The 15,446-nt window shown below is 71.0% G+C and carries 19 protein-coding genes; 11 read left to right on the forward strand and 8 right to left on the reverse strand.

Annotation, left to right across the window (positions count from 1 at the left end):
- Positions 1-15: 15 nt before the first annotated feature.
- The 3 genes from LPC04_RS05510 to LPC04_RS05520 all read right to left on the reverse strand — a co-directional run bounded on the left by LPC04_RS05510 (position 16) and on the right by LPC04_RS05520 (position 2,135).
- On the reverse strand, positions 16-150 hold the full coding sequence (locus tag LPC04_RS05510) for a hypothetical protein (protein WP_275681177.1): 135 nt from the start codon (positions 148-150) through the stop codon (positions 16-18).
- A gap of 137 nt (positions 151-287) precedes the next feature.
- The gene (locus LPC04_RS05515) at positions 288-1,559 is read right to left on the reverse strand and encodes a putative DNA modification/repair radical SAM protein (RefSeq protein WP_275681178.1); all 1,272 of its coding nucleotides are present in this window, start codon (positions 1,557-1,559) and stop codon (positions 288-290) included.
- Positions 1,560-1,691: 132 nt separating this feature from the next.
- On the reverse strand, positions 1,692-2,135 hold the full coding sequence (locus LPC04_RS05520; RefSeq protein WP_275681179.1) for a MarR family winged helix-turn-helix transcriptional regulator: 444 nt from the start codon (positions 2,133-2,135) through the stop codon (positions 1,692-1,694).
- A gap of 94 nt (positions 2,136-2,229) precedes the next feature.
- Between LPC04_RS05520 and LPC04_RS05525 the strand changes: the two genes are divergently transcribed.
- The 5 genes from LPC04_RS05525 to LPC04_RS05545 all read left to right on the forward strand — a co-directional run bounded on the left by LPC04_RS05525 (position 2,230) and on the right by LPC04_RS05545 (position 5,192).
- Positions 2,230-2,949 carry a siderophore-interacting protein gene (locus LPC04_RS05525; RefSeq protein ID WP_275681180.1) on the forward strand — a complete coding sequence of 240 codons (720 nt, stop codon included), beginning with the start codon at positions 2,230-2,232 and terminating at the stop codon, positions 2,947-2,949.
- Between the two features lie 26 nt (positions 2,950-2,975).
- Positions 2,976-3,350 (forward strand): hypothetical protein, encoded by a 375-nt coding sequence (locus LPC04_RS05530; RefSeq protein ID WP_275681181.1) that lies wholly within the window; start codon positions 2,976-2,978, stop codon positions 3,348-3,350.
- A 31-nt stretch (positions 3,351-3,381) separates the two neighbouring features.
- Complete coding sequence (locus tag LPC04_RS05535; protein WP_275681182.1) at positions 3,382-4,155, forward strand: class I SAM-dependent methyltransferase; 774 nt, start codon at positions 3,382-3,384, stop codon at positions 4,153-4,155.
- 37 nt (positions 4,156-4,192) lie between these two features.
- Positions 4,193-4,522, forward strand: a complete 330-nt coding sequence (locus tag LPC04_RS05540; RefSeq protein WP_275681927.1) for an antibiotic biosynthesis monooxygenase family protein — start codon at positions 4,193-4,195, stop codon at positions 4,520-4,522.
- A gap of 142 nt (positions 4,523-4,664) precedes the next feature.
- Complete coding sequence (locus LPC04_RS05545; RefSeq protein WP_275681183.1) at positions 4,665-5,192, forward strand: GAF domain-containing protein; 528 nt, start codon at positions 4,665-4,667, stop codon at positions 5,190-5,192.
- A 1-nt stretch (position 5,193) separates the two neighbouring features.
- Here LPC04_RS05545 and LPC04_RS05550 read toward each other — a convergent pair whose 3' ends face one another.
- On the reverse strand, positions 5,194-5,700 hold the full coding sequence (locus LPC04_RS05550; RefSeq protein WP_275681928.1) for a diguanylate cyclase domain-containing protein: 507 nt from the start codon (positions 5,698-5,700) through the stop codon (positions 5,194-5,196).
- A gap of 235 nt (positions 5,701-5,935) precedes the next feature.
- Between LPC04_RS05550 and LPC04_RS05555 the strand changes: the two genes are divergently transcribed.
- The 3 genes from LPC04_RS05555 to LPC04_RS05565 are packed head-to-tail and all read left to right on the forward strand — an operon-like array spanning position 5,936 to position 9,599.
- A complete protein-coding gene (locus LPC04_RS05555) occupies positions 5,936-6,490 on the forward strand; it encodes an ECF-type sigma factor (protein ID WP_275681184.1) in 555 nt (184 codons plus the stop codon).
- A gap of 1 nt (position 6,491) precedes the next feature.
- Positions 6,492-9,206, forward strand: coding sequence for a serine/threonine-protein kinase (locus LPC04_RS05560; protein ID WP_275681185.1), 2,715 nt, complete (start codon positions 6,492-6,494; stop codon positions 9,204-9,206).
- A gap of 15 nt (positions 9,207-9,221) precedes the next feature.
- On the forward strand, positions 9,222-9,599 hold the full coding sequence (locus LPC04_RS05565) for a hypothetical protein (protein WP_275681186.1): 378 nt from the start codon (positions 9,222-9,224) through the stop codon (positions 9,597-9,599).
- Positions 9,600-9,605: 6 nt separating this feature from the next.
- Here LPC04_RS05565 and LPC04_RS05570 read toward each other — a convergent pair whose 3' ends face one another.
- Positions 9,606-10,571 carry a helix-turn-helix transcriptional regulator gene (locus LPC04_RS05570; RefSeq protein WP_275681187.1) on the reverse strand — a complete coding sequence of 322 codons (966 nt, stop codon included), beginning with the start codon at positions 10,569-10,571 and terminating at the stop codon, positions 9,606-9,608.
- 90 nt (positions 10,572-10,661) lie between these two features.
- Here LPC04_RS05570 and LPC04_RS05575 point away from each other — a divergent pair, with 90 nt between their 5' ends.
- Positions 10,662-11,420, forward strand: a complete 759-nt coding sequence (locus tag LPC04_RS05575) for an NIPSNAP family protein (protein ID WP_275681188.1) — start codon at positions 10,662-10,664, stop codon at positions 11,418-11,420.
- 6 nt (positions 11,421-11,426) lie between these two features.
- A complete protein-coding gene (locus LPC04_RS05580; protein ID WP_275681189.1) occupies positions 11,427-11,921 on the forward strand; it encodes a hypothetical protein in 495 nt (164 codons plus the stop codon).
- On the opposite strand, the gene LPC04_RS05585 is transcribed toward LPC04_RS05580, so the two are convergent.
- From LPC04_RS05585 to LPC04_RS05595, 3 genes are read right to left on the reverse strand one after another with little or no spacing between them, the layout of a single operon-like run.
- Positions 11,902-13,089 (reverse strand): acyltransferase family protein, encoded by a 1,188-nt coding sequence (locus LPC04_RS05585; protein ID WP_275681190.1) that lies wholly within the window; start codon positions 13,087-13,089, stop codon positions 11,902-11,904. The two genes, LPC04_RS05580 and LPC04_RS05585, sit on opposite strands and share 20 nt — an antisense overlap.
- 42 nt (positions 13,090-13,131) lie before the next feature.
- A complete protein-coding gene (locus tag LPC04_RS05590) occupies positions 13,132-13,680 on the reverse strand; it encodes a DUF1697 domain-containing protein (protein ID WP_275681191.1) in 549 nt (182 codons plus the stop codon).
- On the reverse strand, positions 13,677-14,438 hold the full coding sequence (locus LPC04_RS05595) for an alpha/beta hydrolase (protein ID WP_275681192.1): 762 nt from the start codon (positions 14,436-14,438) through the stop codon (positions 13,677-13,679). Before LPC04_RS05595 ends, LPC04_RS05590 begins: the two co-directional genes overlap by 4 nt.
- 47 nt (positions 14,439-14,485) lie before the next feature.
- Between LPC04_RS05595 and LPC04_RS05600 the strand changes: the two genes are divergently transcribed.
- Complete coding sequence (locus tag LPC04_RS05600) at positions 14,486-15,280, forward strand: S1 family peptidase (RefSeq protein WP_275681193.1); 795 nt, start codon at positions 14,486-14,488, stop codon at positions 15,278-15,280.
- Positions 15,281-15,446 lie beyond the last annotated feature (166 nt).

Genomic DNA, 15,446 nt, shown 5'->3' on the forward strand with positions numbered 1-15,446 from the left:
AGGGCCGCCGCGCGTTCAGTGTCCGGCGACGACGGTGACCACGCGCATGAACTGCGACTGCGCCCGGCGCAGCGTCGACGGACTCACGAGCGACAGCGCGCCATGCTGCACCACGCGCAGGCCACCGGTCACCAGCAGGACAACGCTCACGGACTGATTGGACAACCACATCGACATCACGACTCCTTCACGGGCACTCGCGCGCCCAGACGATGACAAAGGCAGACAACAGCGAAACCAACACGATCAATGCGTACAACGAACGAGGCAATGCCATGGCATCACCTTCAGGCAAACAGGTCGGACTGGCGCTCGCCCGCACCGGCGCCCGAGTCGGACTCCGCACGCCGCCGCAGCGGCAGGCGGTCGCCGTCCTTGGGCAGGTGATCGGGCAAAGCCACGAAGGGCAACACCTTGGCGACGGGCACGCGCAAGCGGTCCAGATCGGCGCGGCGCACGCTGCGCGCGCGGCGCGCCATCAACAGCCGCTCCACCGAGCGCACGCCCAGGCCAGGAACGCGCAGCAGGCGTTCCCGGGTCGCGCGATTGAGGTCGATCGGGAACTGCGCCGGATTGGCCAGCGCCCAGGCGAGCTTGGGGTCGACGTCCAGCGACAGCATGCCGTCGTCGGTGCAGATCTCGTCCTGCGCGAAGCCGTAGAAGCGCATCAGCCAGTCGGCCTGGTAGAGCCGGTGCTCGCGCATCAGCGGCGCGGGCCGCGGCGGCAGGGCGTCGGAGGCGTGCGGGATCGGGCTGAACGCCGAGTAGTAGACGCGCTTGAGGCGGTAGGCGCCGTACAGCGTGGCGCTGGTCTGCAGGATCGTGCGGTCGTCCGACGCGTCGGCGCCGACGATCATCTGCGTGCTCTGCCCCGCGGGCGCGAAGCGCGGCGGCGCGACGGGCTTAGCGGCGGCGGCCGGCATGGAACGCGCCCGCTTGGCGATGCCGTCGGCATGGTCGTCCTGCTGCAGCTTGATGCGCGCCATCGAGCGCTTGATCGCCGCGCTTTCCTTCTCGGGCGCCAGCGCCCGCAGCGCGTCGGCGGTCGGCAGCTCGATGTTGACGCTCAGGCGGTCGGCGTAGCGGCCGGCCTTGAGCACCAGCTCGTCGCTCGCATCGGGAATCGTCTTGAGGTGGATGTAGCCGCGGAAGTGGTGCACCTCGCGGAGCCGGCGCGCGACCTCGATCACCTGTTCCATCGTGTAGTCGGGCGAGCGCACGATGCCCGAGCTGAGGAACAGGCCCTCGATGACGTTGCGGCGGTAGAAATCGAGCGTGAGGTCGACGACCTCGTCGACCGTGAAGCGCGCGCGTTCGACGTTGCTCGACTCGCGGTTGACGCAATACAGGCAGTCGTAGGTGCACCAGTTGGTGAGCAGCACCTTCAGCAGCGAGATGCAGCGGCCGTCGGGCGCGTAGCTGTGGCAGATGCCGGCGCCCTCGGTCGAGCCGAGTCCCAAGCCATCCGACGAGTCGCGCCGGGACGTGCCGCTGGACGCGCAGGACGCGTCGTACTTGGCCGCGTCCGCCAGGATGATGAGTTTGCGCCGCGTGTCCATGACGAGCAGAAAGCCGTGCCGACCAGTGGTACTGTATGAATCACCAGTCTACGTCATCCGCTCGCCAACGCAAGCCCCTGCCCGCGAAGGTGTGTTTCTTTCCACAGGTCGGCGAAGGCGGCCCGTCTCGCGTCAGTCCGGTGCGTCCAGATTGGCCTTCACGCGCCCCAGCAAGTCCACCAGCTGGGCCTGCTCCTTCGCGCTGAGCCCGGCCAGCGCCCGCTCGTTGAGCACCCGTCCCTCGGCGCGCATCGCGTGCTGCGCCGCCCGGCCCGCCGCGCTGAGGCTGAGGCGGACGCTGCGGCGGTCGGTGGCGTCCGACTCCGCCGCCAGCAGGCCGCGCTCGCGCAGGCCCTTCACGAGCTTGGCGAGCTGCGCCTTGTCGCGGCCGCTGTGCACGACGAGGTCGCTCAGCGTCGCGCCCGGACGGTGGGCGAAGAAGCCCATCACCTTGGCCTCCATGTGCGTGACGTCGTGCGCGCCGTCGCGCAGCGCCTGGAACTGCCGCGAGCGGAACTGGTGCATCACCACGTGGACGAGCTCGATCACGGCATCCGCCGCGGACGAAGAGTCCACATGGTTGACATTGTCTACTTGTTTCTGCATGATCGATGACATTGTCAACCATATCGAAACCAGCTGCATCGCGCGGTTTCCGGAGAACCGCTTCATGAACAGCCCCACCACGCTGCGCCGCGTCGAACGCGTGCGCCACGAACTCAAGCGCCGCGAGCTGACGGTCAAGGCCGTCGAGCCGCTGACGCCGCAATTCCGCCGCATCACCTTCGTCGACGAGTCGCTGTCCGACTTCGTCAGCGCCTCGTTCGACGACCACGTCAAGGTCTTCATCGGCGACGCCCGGCGCGACCACACGCCGCGCCGCTTCGACAACGCCGCCCGCGAACTCGTGATCGAGTTCGCGCTGCACGGCGAGGGCCCGGCCGCCGGATGGGCAACGCACGCGAAGGTCGGCGACACGCTGGCCATCGGCGGCCCGAAGGGCTCGATGATCGTGCCGCTGGACTACGACTGGCACCTGTTGGTCGGCGACGAGACGGCCTTCCCCGCCGTCGCGCGCCGTCTCGAGGAACTGCCCGCCGGCGCCCGGGCGGTCGTGATCCTGCAGGCGGCCGACGCCGCGGATCGCCGCGAGTTCGAGTCGGCGGCCGACGTCGATCTCACCTGGTTCGCGACGGACGCCGACCTGCTCGCCGCCGTCCGCGCGCTGGCGCTGCCCGAGGGCGACGGCTACGCCTGGTGCGCCGGCGAGGCGGCGTGCATGGCGGCGCTGCGGCGCGAGCTGGTCGAGGTCAAGGGCCATCCCGGCGAATCGATCCGCGCCGCAGCGTACTGGAAGCGCGGCGCGCGCGGGCACCACGAGAACCTCTGAGGCAGGCGTCGGGCAGAATCGCCCGCATGCGCTTCACCCTCGAATTCCACGATTCCGAGGTTCGCGACATCGCGACAGACGGCACCACCGTGCGCCTGCGCTTCGCGGCCGCGTCGGTGCGCGACGCCGATGGCGCGCGCGGCTGGCTGCCCGGCGTCACGCTGGCACTGGCCGACGCCACGCTCGCCGGCGACCCGTCGCACGCGTTCGGCAAGCTCGCCGAAGGCCACCTGCGCCACGACGGCCACGACATCGCCCGCCCCGCCCTGCCCGCCACGCTCTCCGGCCGGATCGAGCTGACGCTGCGCTTCGCCAACGGCACGCAGCTGGCCGCGCACGCCGGCGCGCTGGCGCTGGCGGCCGCCGACGGCGCCCGCTTCGCGGAAGACCTGTCGTGCTGAGCCCCCGGAATCCTCACTCTCCTTCAACGACATGACCTCCACGACCCTCGCCGGCGACGTCGACTACGCCACCCACGGCCACGGCTACGGCCGCCAGCGCCGCACCGACCCCCGGCTCGCCGCCTGGGTGCACGCCCAGCTGGGCGACGCGCGCACGATCCTCAACGTCGGCGCGGGCGCGGGCTCCTACGAACCGACCGATCGCCACGTGCTGGCCATCGAGCCCTCGGCCGCGATGCGCGCGCAGCGCCCGGCGCACCTGACGCCCGCCGTCGACGCCGTCGCCGAGAAGCTGCCGCTGGACGACCAGTCCTTCGACGCCGCGATGGCGCTGGTCACCGTGCACCAGTGGCCCGATCTCGCGCAAGGCCTGCGCGAACTGCGCCGGGTGACGCGCGGGCCCATCGTCGTCCTGACCTTCGACGGCGACGCCCTCGACCGCTACTGGCTGGCCGACTACGCGCCCGAGATGCTGGCGGTGGAACGCCGCCGCTATCCGCCGATCGCGACGCTGGTCGAGACGCTCGGCGGCGCCTGCGAGGTGCACGTGCTGCCGATCCCGATCGACTGCGTCGACGGCTTCTCCGAGGCGTTCTACGCGCGCCCCGAGGCCTTCCTCGATCCGGCGGTGCGGCGCTCGCAGTCGGCCTGGAGCTTCGTGTCCGACGAGGTGCAGGCACGCATCGTCGAACGGCTGGGCGCCGACCTCGCTTCGGGCGAATGGGATCGCCGCCACGGCGCGTGGCGCGCGAGGCCGTTCTTCGAAGGCTCTCTGCGCGGCATCGTCAGCCGGCCGCCGCGCTGAGCTATCCTGCGCGCCCGACCCACTGGTGCGCACCTTGATCTATTCCTCGACCTTCATCTTCGCGAAGAAGCAATTCGACGACGCGTTCCACAGCCTCGACCAGGTCATCGCCGCCGCGGCGAAGGACCTGCCGGGGTATCTCGGCGAGGAGTCGTGGGAGAACGCGGCGACCGGCGTCGTGTCCAACGTCTACTACTGGTCGTCGCTGGACGCGCTGCAGGCGCTGATGTCGCACCCGGCGCATCTCCAGGCCAAGGCGGCGCAGTCGAACTGGCTGGCCGGCTACCGGGTCGTCATCGCCAAGGTGATGCGCACCTACGGCGGCGGAGAGACGCTGGCGGGCGTCGTCGAGTTCGAGACGCCGTGACGTCCCGGCAGCCGGTGTGGCTTGCGCGCATCGGCGCGACCGCCGTGTGCGCAGTTCGGCACGAGCGACCTCGGCGTCGAGACCTCCCTACAGGGCACGCGCGCGATAGTCCGGCCTCGAACCGCCGAACCCCCGAGTCCCCATGGCCCACCTGCTCGACACCATGCCTCCCGACGAAGTCACCGTCTGCACGTCGGACCTGCTCGTCGCCACCGCCGAATCCTGCGACCCGCTGGTCGACGCCTCCGTGCTGAAGGCGCTGCAGCTGCTGCGCAGGATGCTCAAGGTGGATGCCGTGTTCGTCGCCGAGCTGATCGACGGCGCGCGCGTGACGCGCGTGGGCGAGACCAGCGGCGCGATGCCGATGAACGTCGGCGAGGTGGTGCCGCTGGAGCGCACCTACTGCCGCCTCGTGCTCGAAGGCAGGCTGCCCGAGTTCATCGTCGACGTCGACGAACTCGAGGAAGACATCGCGCCGCGCGGACTGCTCGCCGGCCTGCGCGGCCACGTGATGACGCCCATCGTGCTCAAGGACGGCCGCGTCTACGGCACGCTGTGCTGCCTCAGCGCCAGCCCGATGGCCGTCGACCGGGAGAAGGCGCTGCTGAACCTGCGCCGATCGGCCAGGTTCGTGGCCGACGCGCTGGACGGCGCGACGCACACGCACTGACCTACTCGCGGTCGGCCGCCTTGCGCAGCAGCTCCTGCGCCCGCGTGCCGTCCGCCGGATGGGCCGCGGCGCCGATGCGCACCGCCACCTGCAGCAGTTCGCCCGCCACGCGATAGTCGCCGTTGACGAGGCGCTCGAGGCGGCGGCCGACGCGGTCCGCGACGCCCGAGTCCGCGCCCGGCATCACGACGCAGGTGTCGCGGTCGCTCTCGCGCAGGATCGCGTCGCTGCCGCGCACGGCGTTGCCGATCCGGTTCGATACCTCCTGCCGTACGCGCCGCTCCATGCTGGCGCTGACCTCGCCGTCCGGCCGCTCGACCGAGTCGACGCTGACGCACAGCAGCGCCAGCACGCCGCCGCGCCGGCGGCACTGCGACAGGTGCAGCTCCAGCCGCGCCTGCACCTCCGACGGGCCGGCGACCGGCGTCACGCGCGGCACCACGGCCGGACGATCCACCGGGCCGGGATGGCTGGCGTCTTCCTCGCGTTCGGGACGGGTGGGCGACATCAAGGGCGGCTCCTCGCGGTTCAATGGCCTCGACGGCCCTCGGCGGCGGCGTCTCCTGGGGTGAGGGGCGGCACCCCGGATCGGCCCTCCGGCCTCCCTTCCTCCCGAAACACCACCCCTCGTTGAATAAAACGTGAAGCGGTCGCGCAACCCGACAGCGCCCGGCAAAATAAATGTGTAACGGCGAGTTAAAGTCAGGGCATGCGGGCTCGACCAGCCCGAGACGTAAAAGCCCATGTCCGACATCACCTCCTTGCTGAAGGCGGCCGCCGCCGGCGACCGCCAGGCGGCAGACCAGGCGTTCGCCCTGCTCTACGCCGACCTTCAGCGCCTGGCCCACAGCCGCATGAGCCGATCCGGCAACATGACGATGCTGGACACCACGGCGCTGGTGCACGAAAGCTGGCTGCGCTTCCAGGGCGCCAGCGAGGCCGTCTTCGCCGACAAGCAGCACTTCATGGGCTACGCGGCCCGCGTGATGCATTCGGTGGTGGTCGACTTCGTGCGCGCGCGCAAGGCCGCCAAGCACGGCGGCGAGTTCGAGCACGTGACGCTCAACACCGCCCTCGGCGACTCGCTCTCGCGCCACGACGACGAGATCCTGCGCGTCGACGAGGCGATGCAGCAGCTCGCCGTGGCCGACCGCCGCCTGCACGACGTGGTCGAATTGCGCTACTTCGGCGGCCTGTCGGAGCTCGAGATCGCGGCGATCCTGGGCGTGACCGAGCGCACGGTGCAGCGCGACTGGGCCAAGGCGCGGCTGTTCCTTTCCTCGTCGCTGAATTCATGACATGAGCGTCGGCAAGGAGACCTGGAGCAAGCTCTCGCCGCTGCTGGACGAGTTGCTGGACCTGCCCGACGACGAGCGCGACGCGCGCCTGGCCGCGCTGCGCGCGCAGGATCCGCCGCTGGCCGACGCCGTCGCCGCGATGCTGCAGCACCTGCCCGCGATCGAGCGCGGCGAGTTCATGCCGACGTCCGCGCTGCCCAAGCCGGGCGGCCTTGCCGGCCAGGCGATCGGCCCATACACGCTGGTGCGCGAGATCGGCCACGGCGGCATGGGCACCGTGTGGCTGGCACGCCGCACCGACGGCCGCTACGAGGGCGAGGTGGCGATCAAGTTCCTGCGCTCCGGCCTGTTCGGCCAGGGCGACGCCGCGCGCTTCGAGCGCGAGGGCAGCATCCTCGCGCGCCTGTCGCACCCGCACATCGCGCGGCTGCTCGACGCCGGCGTCATGGCCGACGGCGCGCAGCCCTACCTCGTGCTCGAGTACATCGACGGCGAGCCGATCGACGCCTACTGCCGCCGCCTCGAGCTGCCCGTGGCCGCGCGCCTGCGCCTGATGCTGGACGTGCTCGCCGCCGTCGCGCAGGCGCACAACCGCCTCGTGCTTCACCGCGACCTGAAGCCCACCAACATCCTGGTGACGCAGGCCGGCGACGTGAAGCTGCTGGACTTCGGCATCGCCAAGCTGCTGGACGACGCCGGCGCCGACCAGACCGCGCTGACCGCGCGCGTCGGCAACGCGTTCACGCCGGAGTTCGCGGCGCCCGAGCAGCTGCAGGGCGGCGACGTGACCACCGCCACCGACGTCTACGCACTCGGCGTGCTGATGTACATCCTGCTGGGCGGCGACCATCCGACCGCCACCCCCACCGGCGCGCCGCTCGATCGCATGCGCTCGGTGATCGAGACCGTGCCCCGGCGGCTGTCCGAGGCCGTGCTGCGGCGCGGCGGGCCCACGACGCGCTGGTCGTCCGAGTCGCGCAAGGTCTCCAGCGAGGTCAAGGGCGACATCGAGACCATCGTCGCCAAGGCCTTGAAGAAGTCGCCGCCGGAGCGCTACGCCAACGCCGCCGAACTGGCCGACGACGTGCGGCGCTATCTCGCCAACGAGCCGATCGCCGCGCGGCCGGACTCGACGCTCTACCGCGCGACGAAGTTCGTGCAGCGCCACCGCGCCGGCGTCGCGATGGCCGCCGCCGCGGTGATGGCGCTCGGCGTGGGCGTGGGCGTCGCGCTGTGGCAGGCGCGCGAGGCGCAGGCGCAGCGCGTGCAGGCGGAAGGGCTGATCGAGTACATGATCGGCGACCTGCGCAAGAAGCTGCAGCCCGTCGGCCGGCTCGACGTGCTCGATGGCGTCGGCACCAGGGCGCTCGACTACTACGCCGCGCAGGACCTGGGCAGCCTGGACGCCGACTCGCTCGGCCGCCGCGCGCGGGCGCTGCACCTGATCGGCGACCTGGCCGCGCGGCAGGGCAAGATGAAGGAGGCGCAGAAGGACTTCGCCCAGGCCGCGGCCACGACCAGTGAGCTGCTCGCGCGCCATCCCGAGGACGGCCAGCGCATCTTCGACCAGTCGCAGAGCGAGTACTACGTGGGGTATGCCGCGTGGCAGGGCGGACGGCTGCACGACGCCGAGGAGTCGTTCCGGCGCTACGACGACATGGCGCAGCGCATGGTCAAGGTGCAGCCGGACAACCACGACTGGCTGCTGGAGCGCGTGTTCGCCGGGCAGAACGTCGCGATCGTGCTGCTCGATCTCGGGCGCGCCGACGAGGCGCTCGCGCTGTCCACGCAGGCGCGCGCGCAGATCGCGGAGCTCGTCAAGACACACCCGGAGGACATCGTCAGCAACGCGAACACCATCGGCTGGAGCGCGCGCGCGCAGGCGTCGCTCGGCCACTACAGCGAGGCGATCGCCGACGAGAACGCCAAGATCGCCGCCGCCGAGCGCGCGCCCGACGCCGACAAGAACCAGGACGTGCAGTACCTGATCGCCAACGGCCACGTCGAGATCGCCGTCTATCTGCGCTGCCTCGGACGGCTCGACGAAGCGGCGCAGATGGGTCGCGCCGCCATCGCGGAGCTGAACCGGCTCGCGGTGCTCGACCCGAAGAACACCGACAACCTCAGCGAGATCGTCGGTGGCCGCCTGACGCTGGCCTCCACGCTGGCCGACCTCGGCGACGTCGCCGGCGCGCGCACGGAGCTCGCCAGCGCCCAGGCGACGCTGGCGGGCCTGATGACGCGGCCGATCCCGAAGCGCGTCTGGCGGCTCGGCCACGGGGGCCGCGTCGCCATCCTGCAGGCGCGCCTCGCCGCCTCGCCCGCGGACGCGGCGGCCGCTCAAGCCGCGCTCGCCGCGTACATGGCCAACGTGACCAGCTACGAACAACAGGGCAGCGAGATTCCGGCCGAGAACATGCTGACGGTCGCCGACGCGCAGATCACCCTGGGCGACCTGCTGCAGCGCACCGGCCAGCCGCAGGCAGCCGAGGCCGCCTGGCGCGACGCCGCCGCGCGCCTGCGCCCGCAGGCCGAACATCTGCTTCCAGCGGCGATGACGCTGGTGGGACAGGCGGATCTTCGGCTCGGCAGCCCTCAAGACGCACGCGCCTGGGCCGATAGAGTGGTGCGCACGACCTATCGGCACCCCGCCTTTGCCGATCTTCAACAACGACTCGGGCCGACGCAGCAGGCGGGGGGAGCGGCCAGGCCCTGATCAAGGGAACCCACCATGCATACCCCCAAGCGTGTCGTTCAAGTCTCGGTCGATGTCAACGTCGACACCGACGGCACCGTCACCATCGACTGCAACCCGAACCCGGCCCCCATCATCAAGGACACCAAGCACGCGCTGCTCGTGTTCACGCTGAACACCCCGGGCTTCCGCTTCCCGGTCGCCAACGCGATCACGCTGGACCAGGCCGTCGAGGACTTCCCCTACGACTCGTGGACGATCAGCGACAGGCAAGCCGCGCTGTACGACCGCAACAAGGTGGCCGACACCATCGACTACACGGTGACCGTGGTCAACGCCACGACGGGCCAGCACCACAGCGTCGACCCCGAGATCCAGAACGGCGGCACCAGCCCCGGCGACGGCGACTGCTGATTCAAGTCAGTCCGCGTAGAGCGCCGCGATGGCGCTCACGCGCTCGACCAGCGCGCGGCGCAAGGCCGCGGGCTTGAGCACCTCGGCCTGCGCGCCGAGGCGCAGCACCTGGGCGGCGGCGTGCGGGATCGATTCGATCGGGATCGTCACGCGCCGCCAGCCTGACTCGTCCGGCGCGGAGGCCGACGCCTCGGCTGCCTGCGCCACCGCGGCGCCGAGATCGCGCAGCGCCTTCAGGCCCAGGGCCGACACGCGCAGCTGCGCCGTGTCCACTGCCAGCTCCTTCTCGAAACGCTTCGTCGATGCCTGCCACCAGGCGGCGAGGTCGAAGCCGGCCGGGCGTTCGAACGACTCGTCGCCGATCTCGAGATCGAGGATGTTGGACAGCCGATAGGTGCGCACCCCGTTGCCCACCTGCGCGGCCAAATACCAGATGCCCGCCTTGAGCACCAACCCCAGCGGATCGACCCGGCGCGACACCTCGCCCTTCCAGCTCTCGTAGCGCAGCGCGACGCGGCGCTCGCCCCAGACTGCCTGCGCGATCGCAGGCAGGTGGTCGGTGGCCGACGGGCCGCGGTACCAGTCGATCGGGTCGAGGTGGAAGCGCGCGCTGACGCGGCGGGCGTCCTCGCGCCAGCCGTCCGGCAGCGCGGCGAGCAGCTTCAGCTGCGCCGACGCCATCGCTTCGCCCAGGCCCAGCTCGGACGCCGGCCCGGGCAGTCCGCCCAGGAACATCGCCTGCGCCTCGGGCGCGGTCAGGCCGTCGACCTTGGTGCGCCAGCCTGGTTGCAGCTGGAAGCCGCCGAGGCGCCCGCGGTCGGCCCAGATTGGCACGCCGGCGGCGCTGAGCTCGTCGACGTCGCGATGGATCGTGCGCACCGAGACCTCCAGCGCCTCGGCCAGCACCTGCGCGCTGACGCGGCCGCGCGTCTGCAGAAGCATCAGGAGCGACAGGAGGCGGCTGGCACGCATGAATCGCAGTGTGCCTCAAATATATGCCATGCCTTGTCAACTATTGGCGGCGAACATGGCTCCATCGACCAACACGCAGGAGTCCCCGCCATGTCTTCCACCGCCGTCACCGAGGCGCTCGCCGTGCTCGAGCTGCGCCAGTACACGCTTCATCCGGGCCGGCGCGACACGCTGATCGCGCTGTTCGAACGCGAGTTCGTCGAGCCGCAGGAGGACGTCGGCGCCCGCATCGTCGGCACCTTCCGCGACCTCGACAACCCCGACCGCTTCGTCTGGCTGCGCGGCTTCGCCGACATGGCCGCGCGCGCCGACGCCTTGACCGCGTTCTATGGCGGGCCGGCGTGGCAGGCGAATCGGGAGACCGCCAACGCGACGATGGTCGACAGCGACAACGTGCTGCTGCTGCGTCCGCTCGGCGGCGACCAGGGCCTGCGTGCGGCACTGCAGCCGCGACCGCCGGTCGGCGCCGCGCCGACCGCTCGCGGCGTCTTCACGATCACGGTCTGCCCGCTGCTGAAGCCGGCCGACGACGCGCTGGTGCACGCGTTCGACCAATGCGTCCATCCGTGGTGGGTCGGCGTCGGCGGCGACCTGCTGGCGTGCTGGGTCACCGAGCCGGCGCCCAACAACTTCCCGCGCCTTCCGGTGCGCGAGAACGAACCCGTCATTGCCTGGCTGACGCGCTTCGACGACGAGGCCGCGCAGCAACGCCACGCCACGCTGCTGCGGTCTTCCGGCTGCCTCGAACGCGCCGAATGGCGCGCCCATCTTTCCGGCGAGCCGCAGCAGCTGCGCCTCGCGCCCACCCCCCGTTCGGCGCTGCGCCGCCGTCACTCCATCGAAGGCTGAGACACCATGACCACCGACTTCATCGGACGCCCCCACGACTTCGACTTCCTCGTCGGCCGCTGGCACATCGCCAACCGCCGGCTGCGCGAACGCCACGTCGGTTGCACCGAGTGGATCCATTTCGACGCGACGACGCAGGCCTTCAGCCACCTGGGTGGCCTGGTCTCCGTCGACGACAACGTGTTCACGGACCTCGGCGCCGGCGGCCTGAGCTTCCGCACGCTGGACGTCGCCGCCCGACGCTGGAACATCTACTGGGTCAGCAGCCGCGACGGCAAGCTGAGCGCGCCGGTGAGCGGCGGCTGGAACGGCGATCGCGGAGAGTTCCTCGGTACCGACGAGGACGGCGGCAGGACGGTGCGCGCGCGCTTCCTGTGGGAGCGCCTGGGCCCGGACCGCGCGCGCTGGTCACAGGACTTCGCCACCATCGGCCAGGACGGCGCGCCGGACGGCCCGTGGGAAACCAACTGGGTGATGGACTTCAGCCGGCTGGCTGGCTGACGGCGTCGACCGCGAGCGGCGGCGTGCTTGCGTCGTCGCGGAAGTTCGACGGCACGAGCCGGTCGCGCAGCGCCATGAACGGCGCCTCGACCAGCTTGTACAGCAGGCCGCCCATCGCGACGCACGCGAGCGTGATGATCGCCAACCGCGCGCCGTCGGATACCCCCAACGGTTTCAGCTGCTGCGCGATGAAGTACGCCAGCGGCTTGTGCGACAGGTAGGTCGAGTACGACCACAGCGCCAGCTTGTCGGCGCCGGGGATGCGCCAGCGCAGCATCCGCGCCGTCGGACTCAGCGCCGCGGCGACCAGGATGGCGAACGCCAGCGCGATCAGCGAGTAGCCGAAGGCGGTCATGAAGAAGCCCCAGCCGTGGCCGTTGTCGTAGAACAGATACGCCGCGGTCAGCATGCCCACGCTCGCGACGGCGCCGAGGGCGGAGAGCAGGCCGCCGCGCGCCATCAGGCGATCCCAGGCCGGGCGATGGAAGTGCTTCAGCATCGCCACCGCGACGCCGGGGATGAACTCGTCGAAGCGGCACAGCGTGTCGAAGTAGACCCATGACATGTAGCCGTCGCCGCGGCCGTCGGTGGGCGTGCCGAACTTCTGCCAAAGCACCCAGCGCGCAACGACGCCCACCGCGACGAGCGCGCCCATCAGCGCCCAGCCGTGCGCGCGCGTGAGCGTCACGCGCCCGCGCGCGAGCCAGGCGCCCAGCGCCAGGATCGCCGGCAGCACGAGGTAGAACTGCTCCTCGACGCACAGCGACCAGGCGTGCGAGAACGCCGTGCCGGGCTGCAGGCCGATGTTCTGCGTGAAGGTCAGGAAGCGCCACCAAGGCGGCGGCGGGCGTCCGCCCATCGCCGCGGGAAACAGCACGAACGCGGCGAGCACCAGCCAGAACACGGGCAGCGTGCGGAACGCGCGGCGCGCGTAGAAGCGCGGCAGCGATAGCGCCTGTCCGCGCGCCACGCCGGCGAACAGCTGGTTGGCGATCAGGTAGCCGCTCAACACGAAGAACAGGTCGACACCCACCCAGCCGATGTCGCTGAGCCAGCCGAACGTGGGCGCGCGGCTGACGAAGACTTCGTAGTGGTACATGAACACCAGCGCGATGGCGCAGGCGCGCAGCGTGTCGAGGCCGGGATTGCGGGACTTGGTCATCGTCATGGCGGGATCTGAGCGCTGCTCGACGGAAAAGATTCCGTCGATTCAGGAATATTTTTCGACGAGCCGGACGACCGTGCGCCAGTTGCGTGTCGTGGCCAGCTCGCCGAGCGTCCGCTCCAGCCAGGCGTTAGGCGAGCCGGCCGACGCGCCGACCCAGCGGCTGACGCTCAGCACGTGCGTGTCGTCGGCGCGCAGCAGCTCGAGGTCGCCGCGCGGTGTCGCCAGCGGCAACGTCGGCAGCGGCTTGCGCGGCGCGCCGAGGAAGCTGATGCAGCAGGCGTCGCGACCGTCGGCGACCTGTCCCGCGAACGGATCGCTCGCGACCAGCGCCCGCAGTTCGTCGACGCTGCGCACGAAGACGGGCTCGCGCATGCCGCAACTCGCGGCCAGCGCCTCGCAGGCGCGCGCCGCGAGCGCGCGCGGACGGGTCCCGCGCGCGGGCGTGAAGACCAGCGTGCCGTTGACCTGGAACGACTGCGCCGTCGCGGCGCCGGCGGCCAGGAAGGCGGCCTCCAGCTGGTCGCGCGTCGGGCTGTTCGTCCGGCCGAGATTGACGTTGCGCAAGAACGCCGCGTATCGCGCGACGCTCATGGCTGTCCGTCGAAGGCCGCCAGCGAGCGCACGTACGTCGGGTCGTCGATGATGGTGTTGTGGCTGGCGCCGGCCACCACCGTGTACTGCACCTGGGCGGCCGGGAAGCGCCCGCGCAGGGCCTCGGTGCTGGCGGCGGGGATCAGCTCGTCGAGCTCGGCGCGCAGGATCAGCACCGGCACCTTGATCTTCGGCACGTAGCGCCACGTCTCGTACTTGTCGATCAGCAGCCAGCGCACCGGCGCGAACCAGAACTGGCGCTGCGCGATGCCCAGCAGGCTGTCGTAGGGCGTGACCAGCACCAGCTTCGAGACGGGCCGGGTGCTCGCGAGCCGCGCCGCGACGCCCGAGCCCAGGCTGCGGCCGATCACGATCACGTCCGGATGCTGCGCGTGCACCTTGTCGAACAGGCCGGCGGCGTCGGCGGTGATGTCGGCCTCGGTCGGACGCCCGGCGCTGCCGCCGTAGCCGCGGTAGTGCAGCATGACGATCTCGCGCTCCGGGAAGGCCGCCATCAGCGGCGCGACGCTGCTGGAGACGTCCTCGCCGTTGCCGCCGAAATACAGCACCGCGCCGGGACCGGCGTGTGGCCGCACCGTCAGCTGCAGCAGCGTGTCGCCGTTCTGGAACGTGCCGGCCATCTGCGTGCCGAGGCGACGGGCCGTCGGGAAGTATTGAAAGGAACGCTGCGTCGTGTACAGCACGATGCAGAAGCCGATGTAGGCCACGGCCAGGGTCAGGAGGAGCAGGGTCAGCATTCGGCGCCTCGGGCAATCGGGGTGCGGGGCCGGTGTTATTGTGGACGATGACCACCGCCGACCCGCTCCTGCTCGCCACCGCGCGCGTCTCCACCTTCCTCGGGCCGCTGCTGCAGACGAACGCGAGCGGGTTCTTCTTCGAGCGCGACGAGCGGCTGTATCTGGTGACGAGCCGGCACGTCGTCATCGACGCGGCCAACAAGCACCTGCCCGACCGGATCGAGATCGAGCTGCACCTGGACGGCGTCGACCTGACGCGCTCCACCGGCTTCTCGATCCCGCTGTACGCCAATGGCCGCAGCGTCTGGCGCCAGGGTCGCGACTCCGGCGGCGAGGTCGACATCGCGGTGCTGGAACTCGACCGCACGAAGCTGCCGGCGCAAGTCCTGCTGCGCGCCTTCACGCCGGCGCAGCTCGCCGGGCACGCGGACGACATCGGCGTCGGCGCCACGCTGCTGGTGTCGGGCTTTCCGCTCGGCTTCCATGACGCGCTGCACCATCTGCCGGTGGTTCGCCAGGCGATCGTGGCGTCGTCGTTCGGCATCCGCTTCCAGGGCCAGGGCTACTTCCTGACCGACGCGCGCATGCACCGCGGCGCCAGCGGCGCGCCGGTGGTGATGCGCGATCCGGCCGTACCGCCCCGCAATCCAGCGCTGCCCTGGCTTCTGCTCGGCGTGCACTCGGCGCGGCTGGACATGGGCGACCGCGACCAGGTGCTCGACGAATCGCTGGGCCTGAACTGCGCCTGGTACGCCGACATCCTGATGACGCTGACCGGGCCGCAGCCGGCTCCCGACAAGCTGGCGCCGGCACCGGACGCCGAGCCACCGGCCGCCGCGTGACGAGATCCGACACGACGTCGCGGGGCGCGACATCATGCGCCCCGCGCGTGTCCGTTTCCTGGCGTTCACATTGACGGCATGACGCCGTCGCGGCCTTTCCCGGCGTCCTTGACAGGCCGCGCCGCGGCTCGCAATGTCGGCATCGCCCATGCCTGCGGCGCGCGTC

Origin of the sequence: Scleromatobacter humisilvae (assembly GCF_023231945.1) — a bacterium.
GTDB classification, from domain to species: Bacteria; Pseudomonadota; Gammaproteobacteria; order Burkholderiales; family Burkholderiaceae_C; genus Scleromatobacter; species Scleromatobacter humisilvae.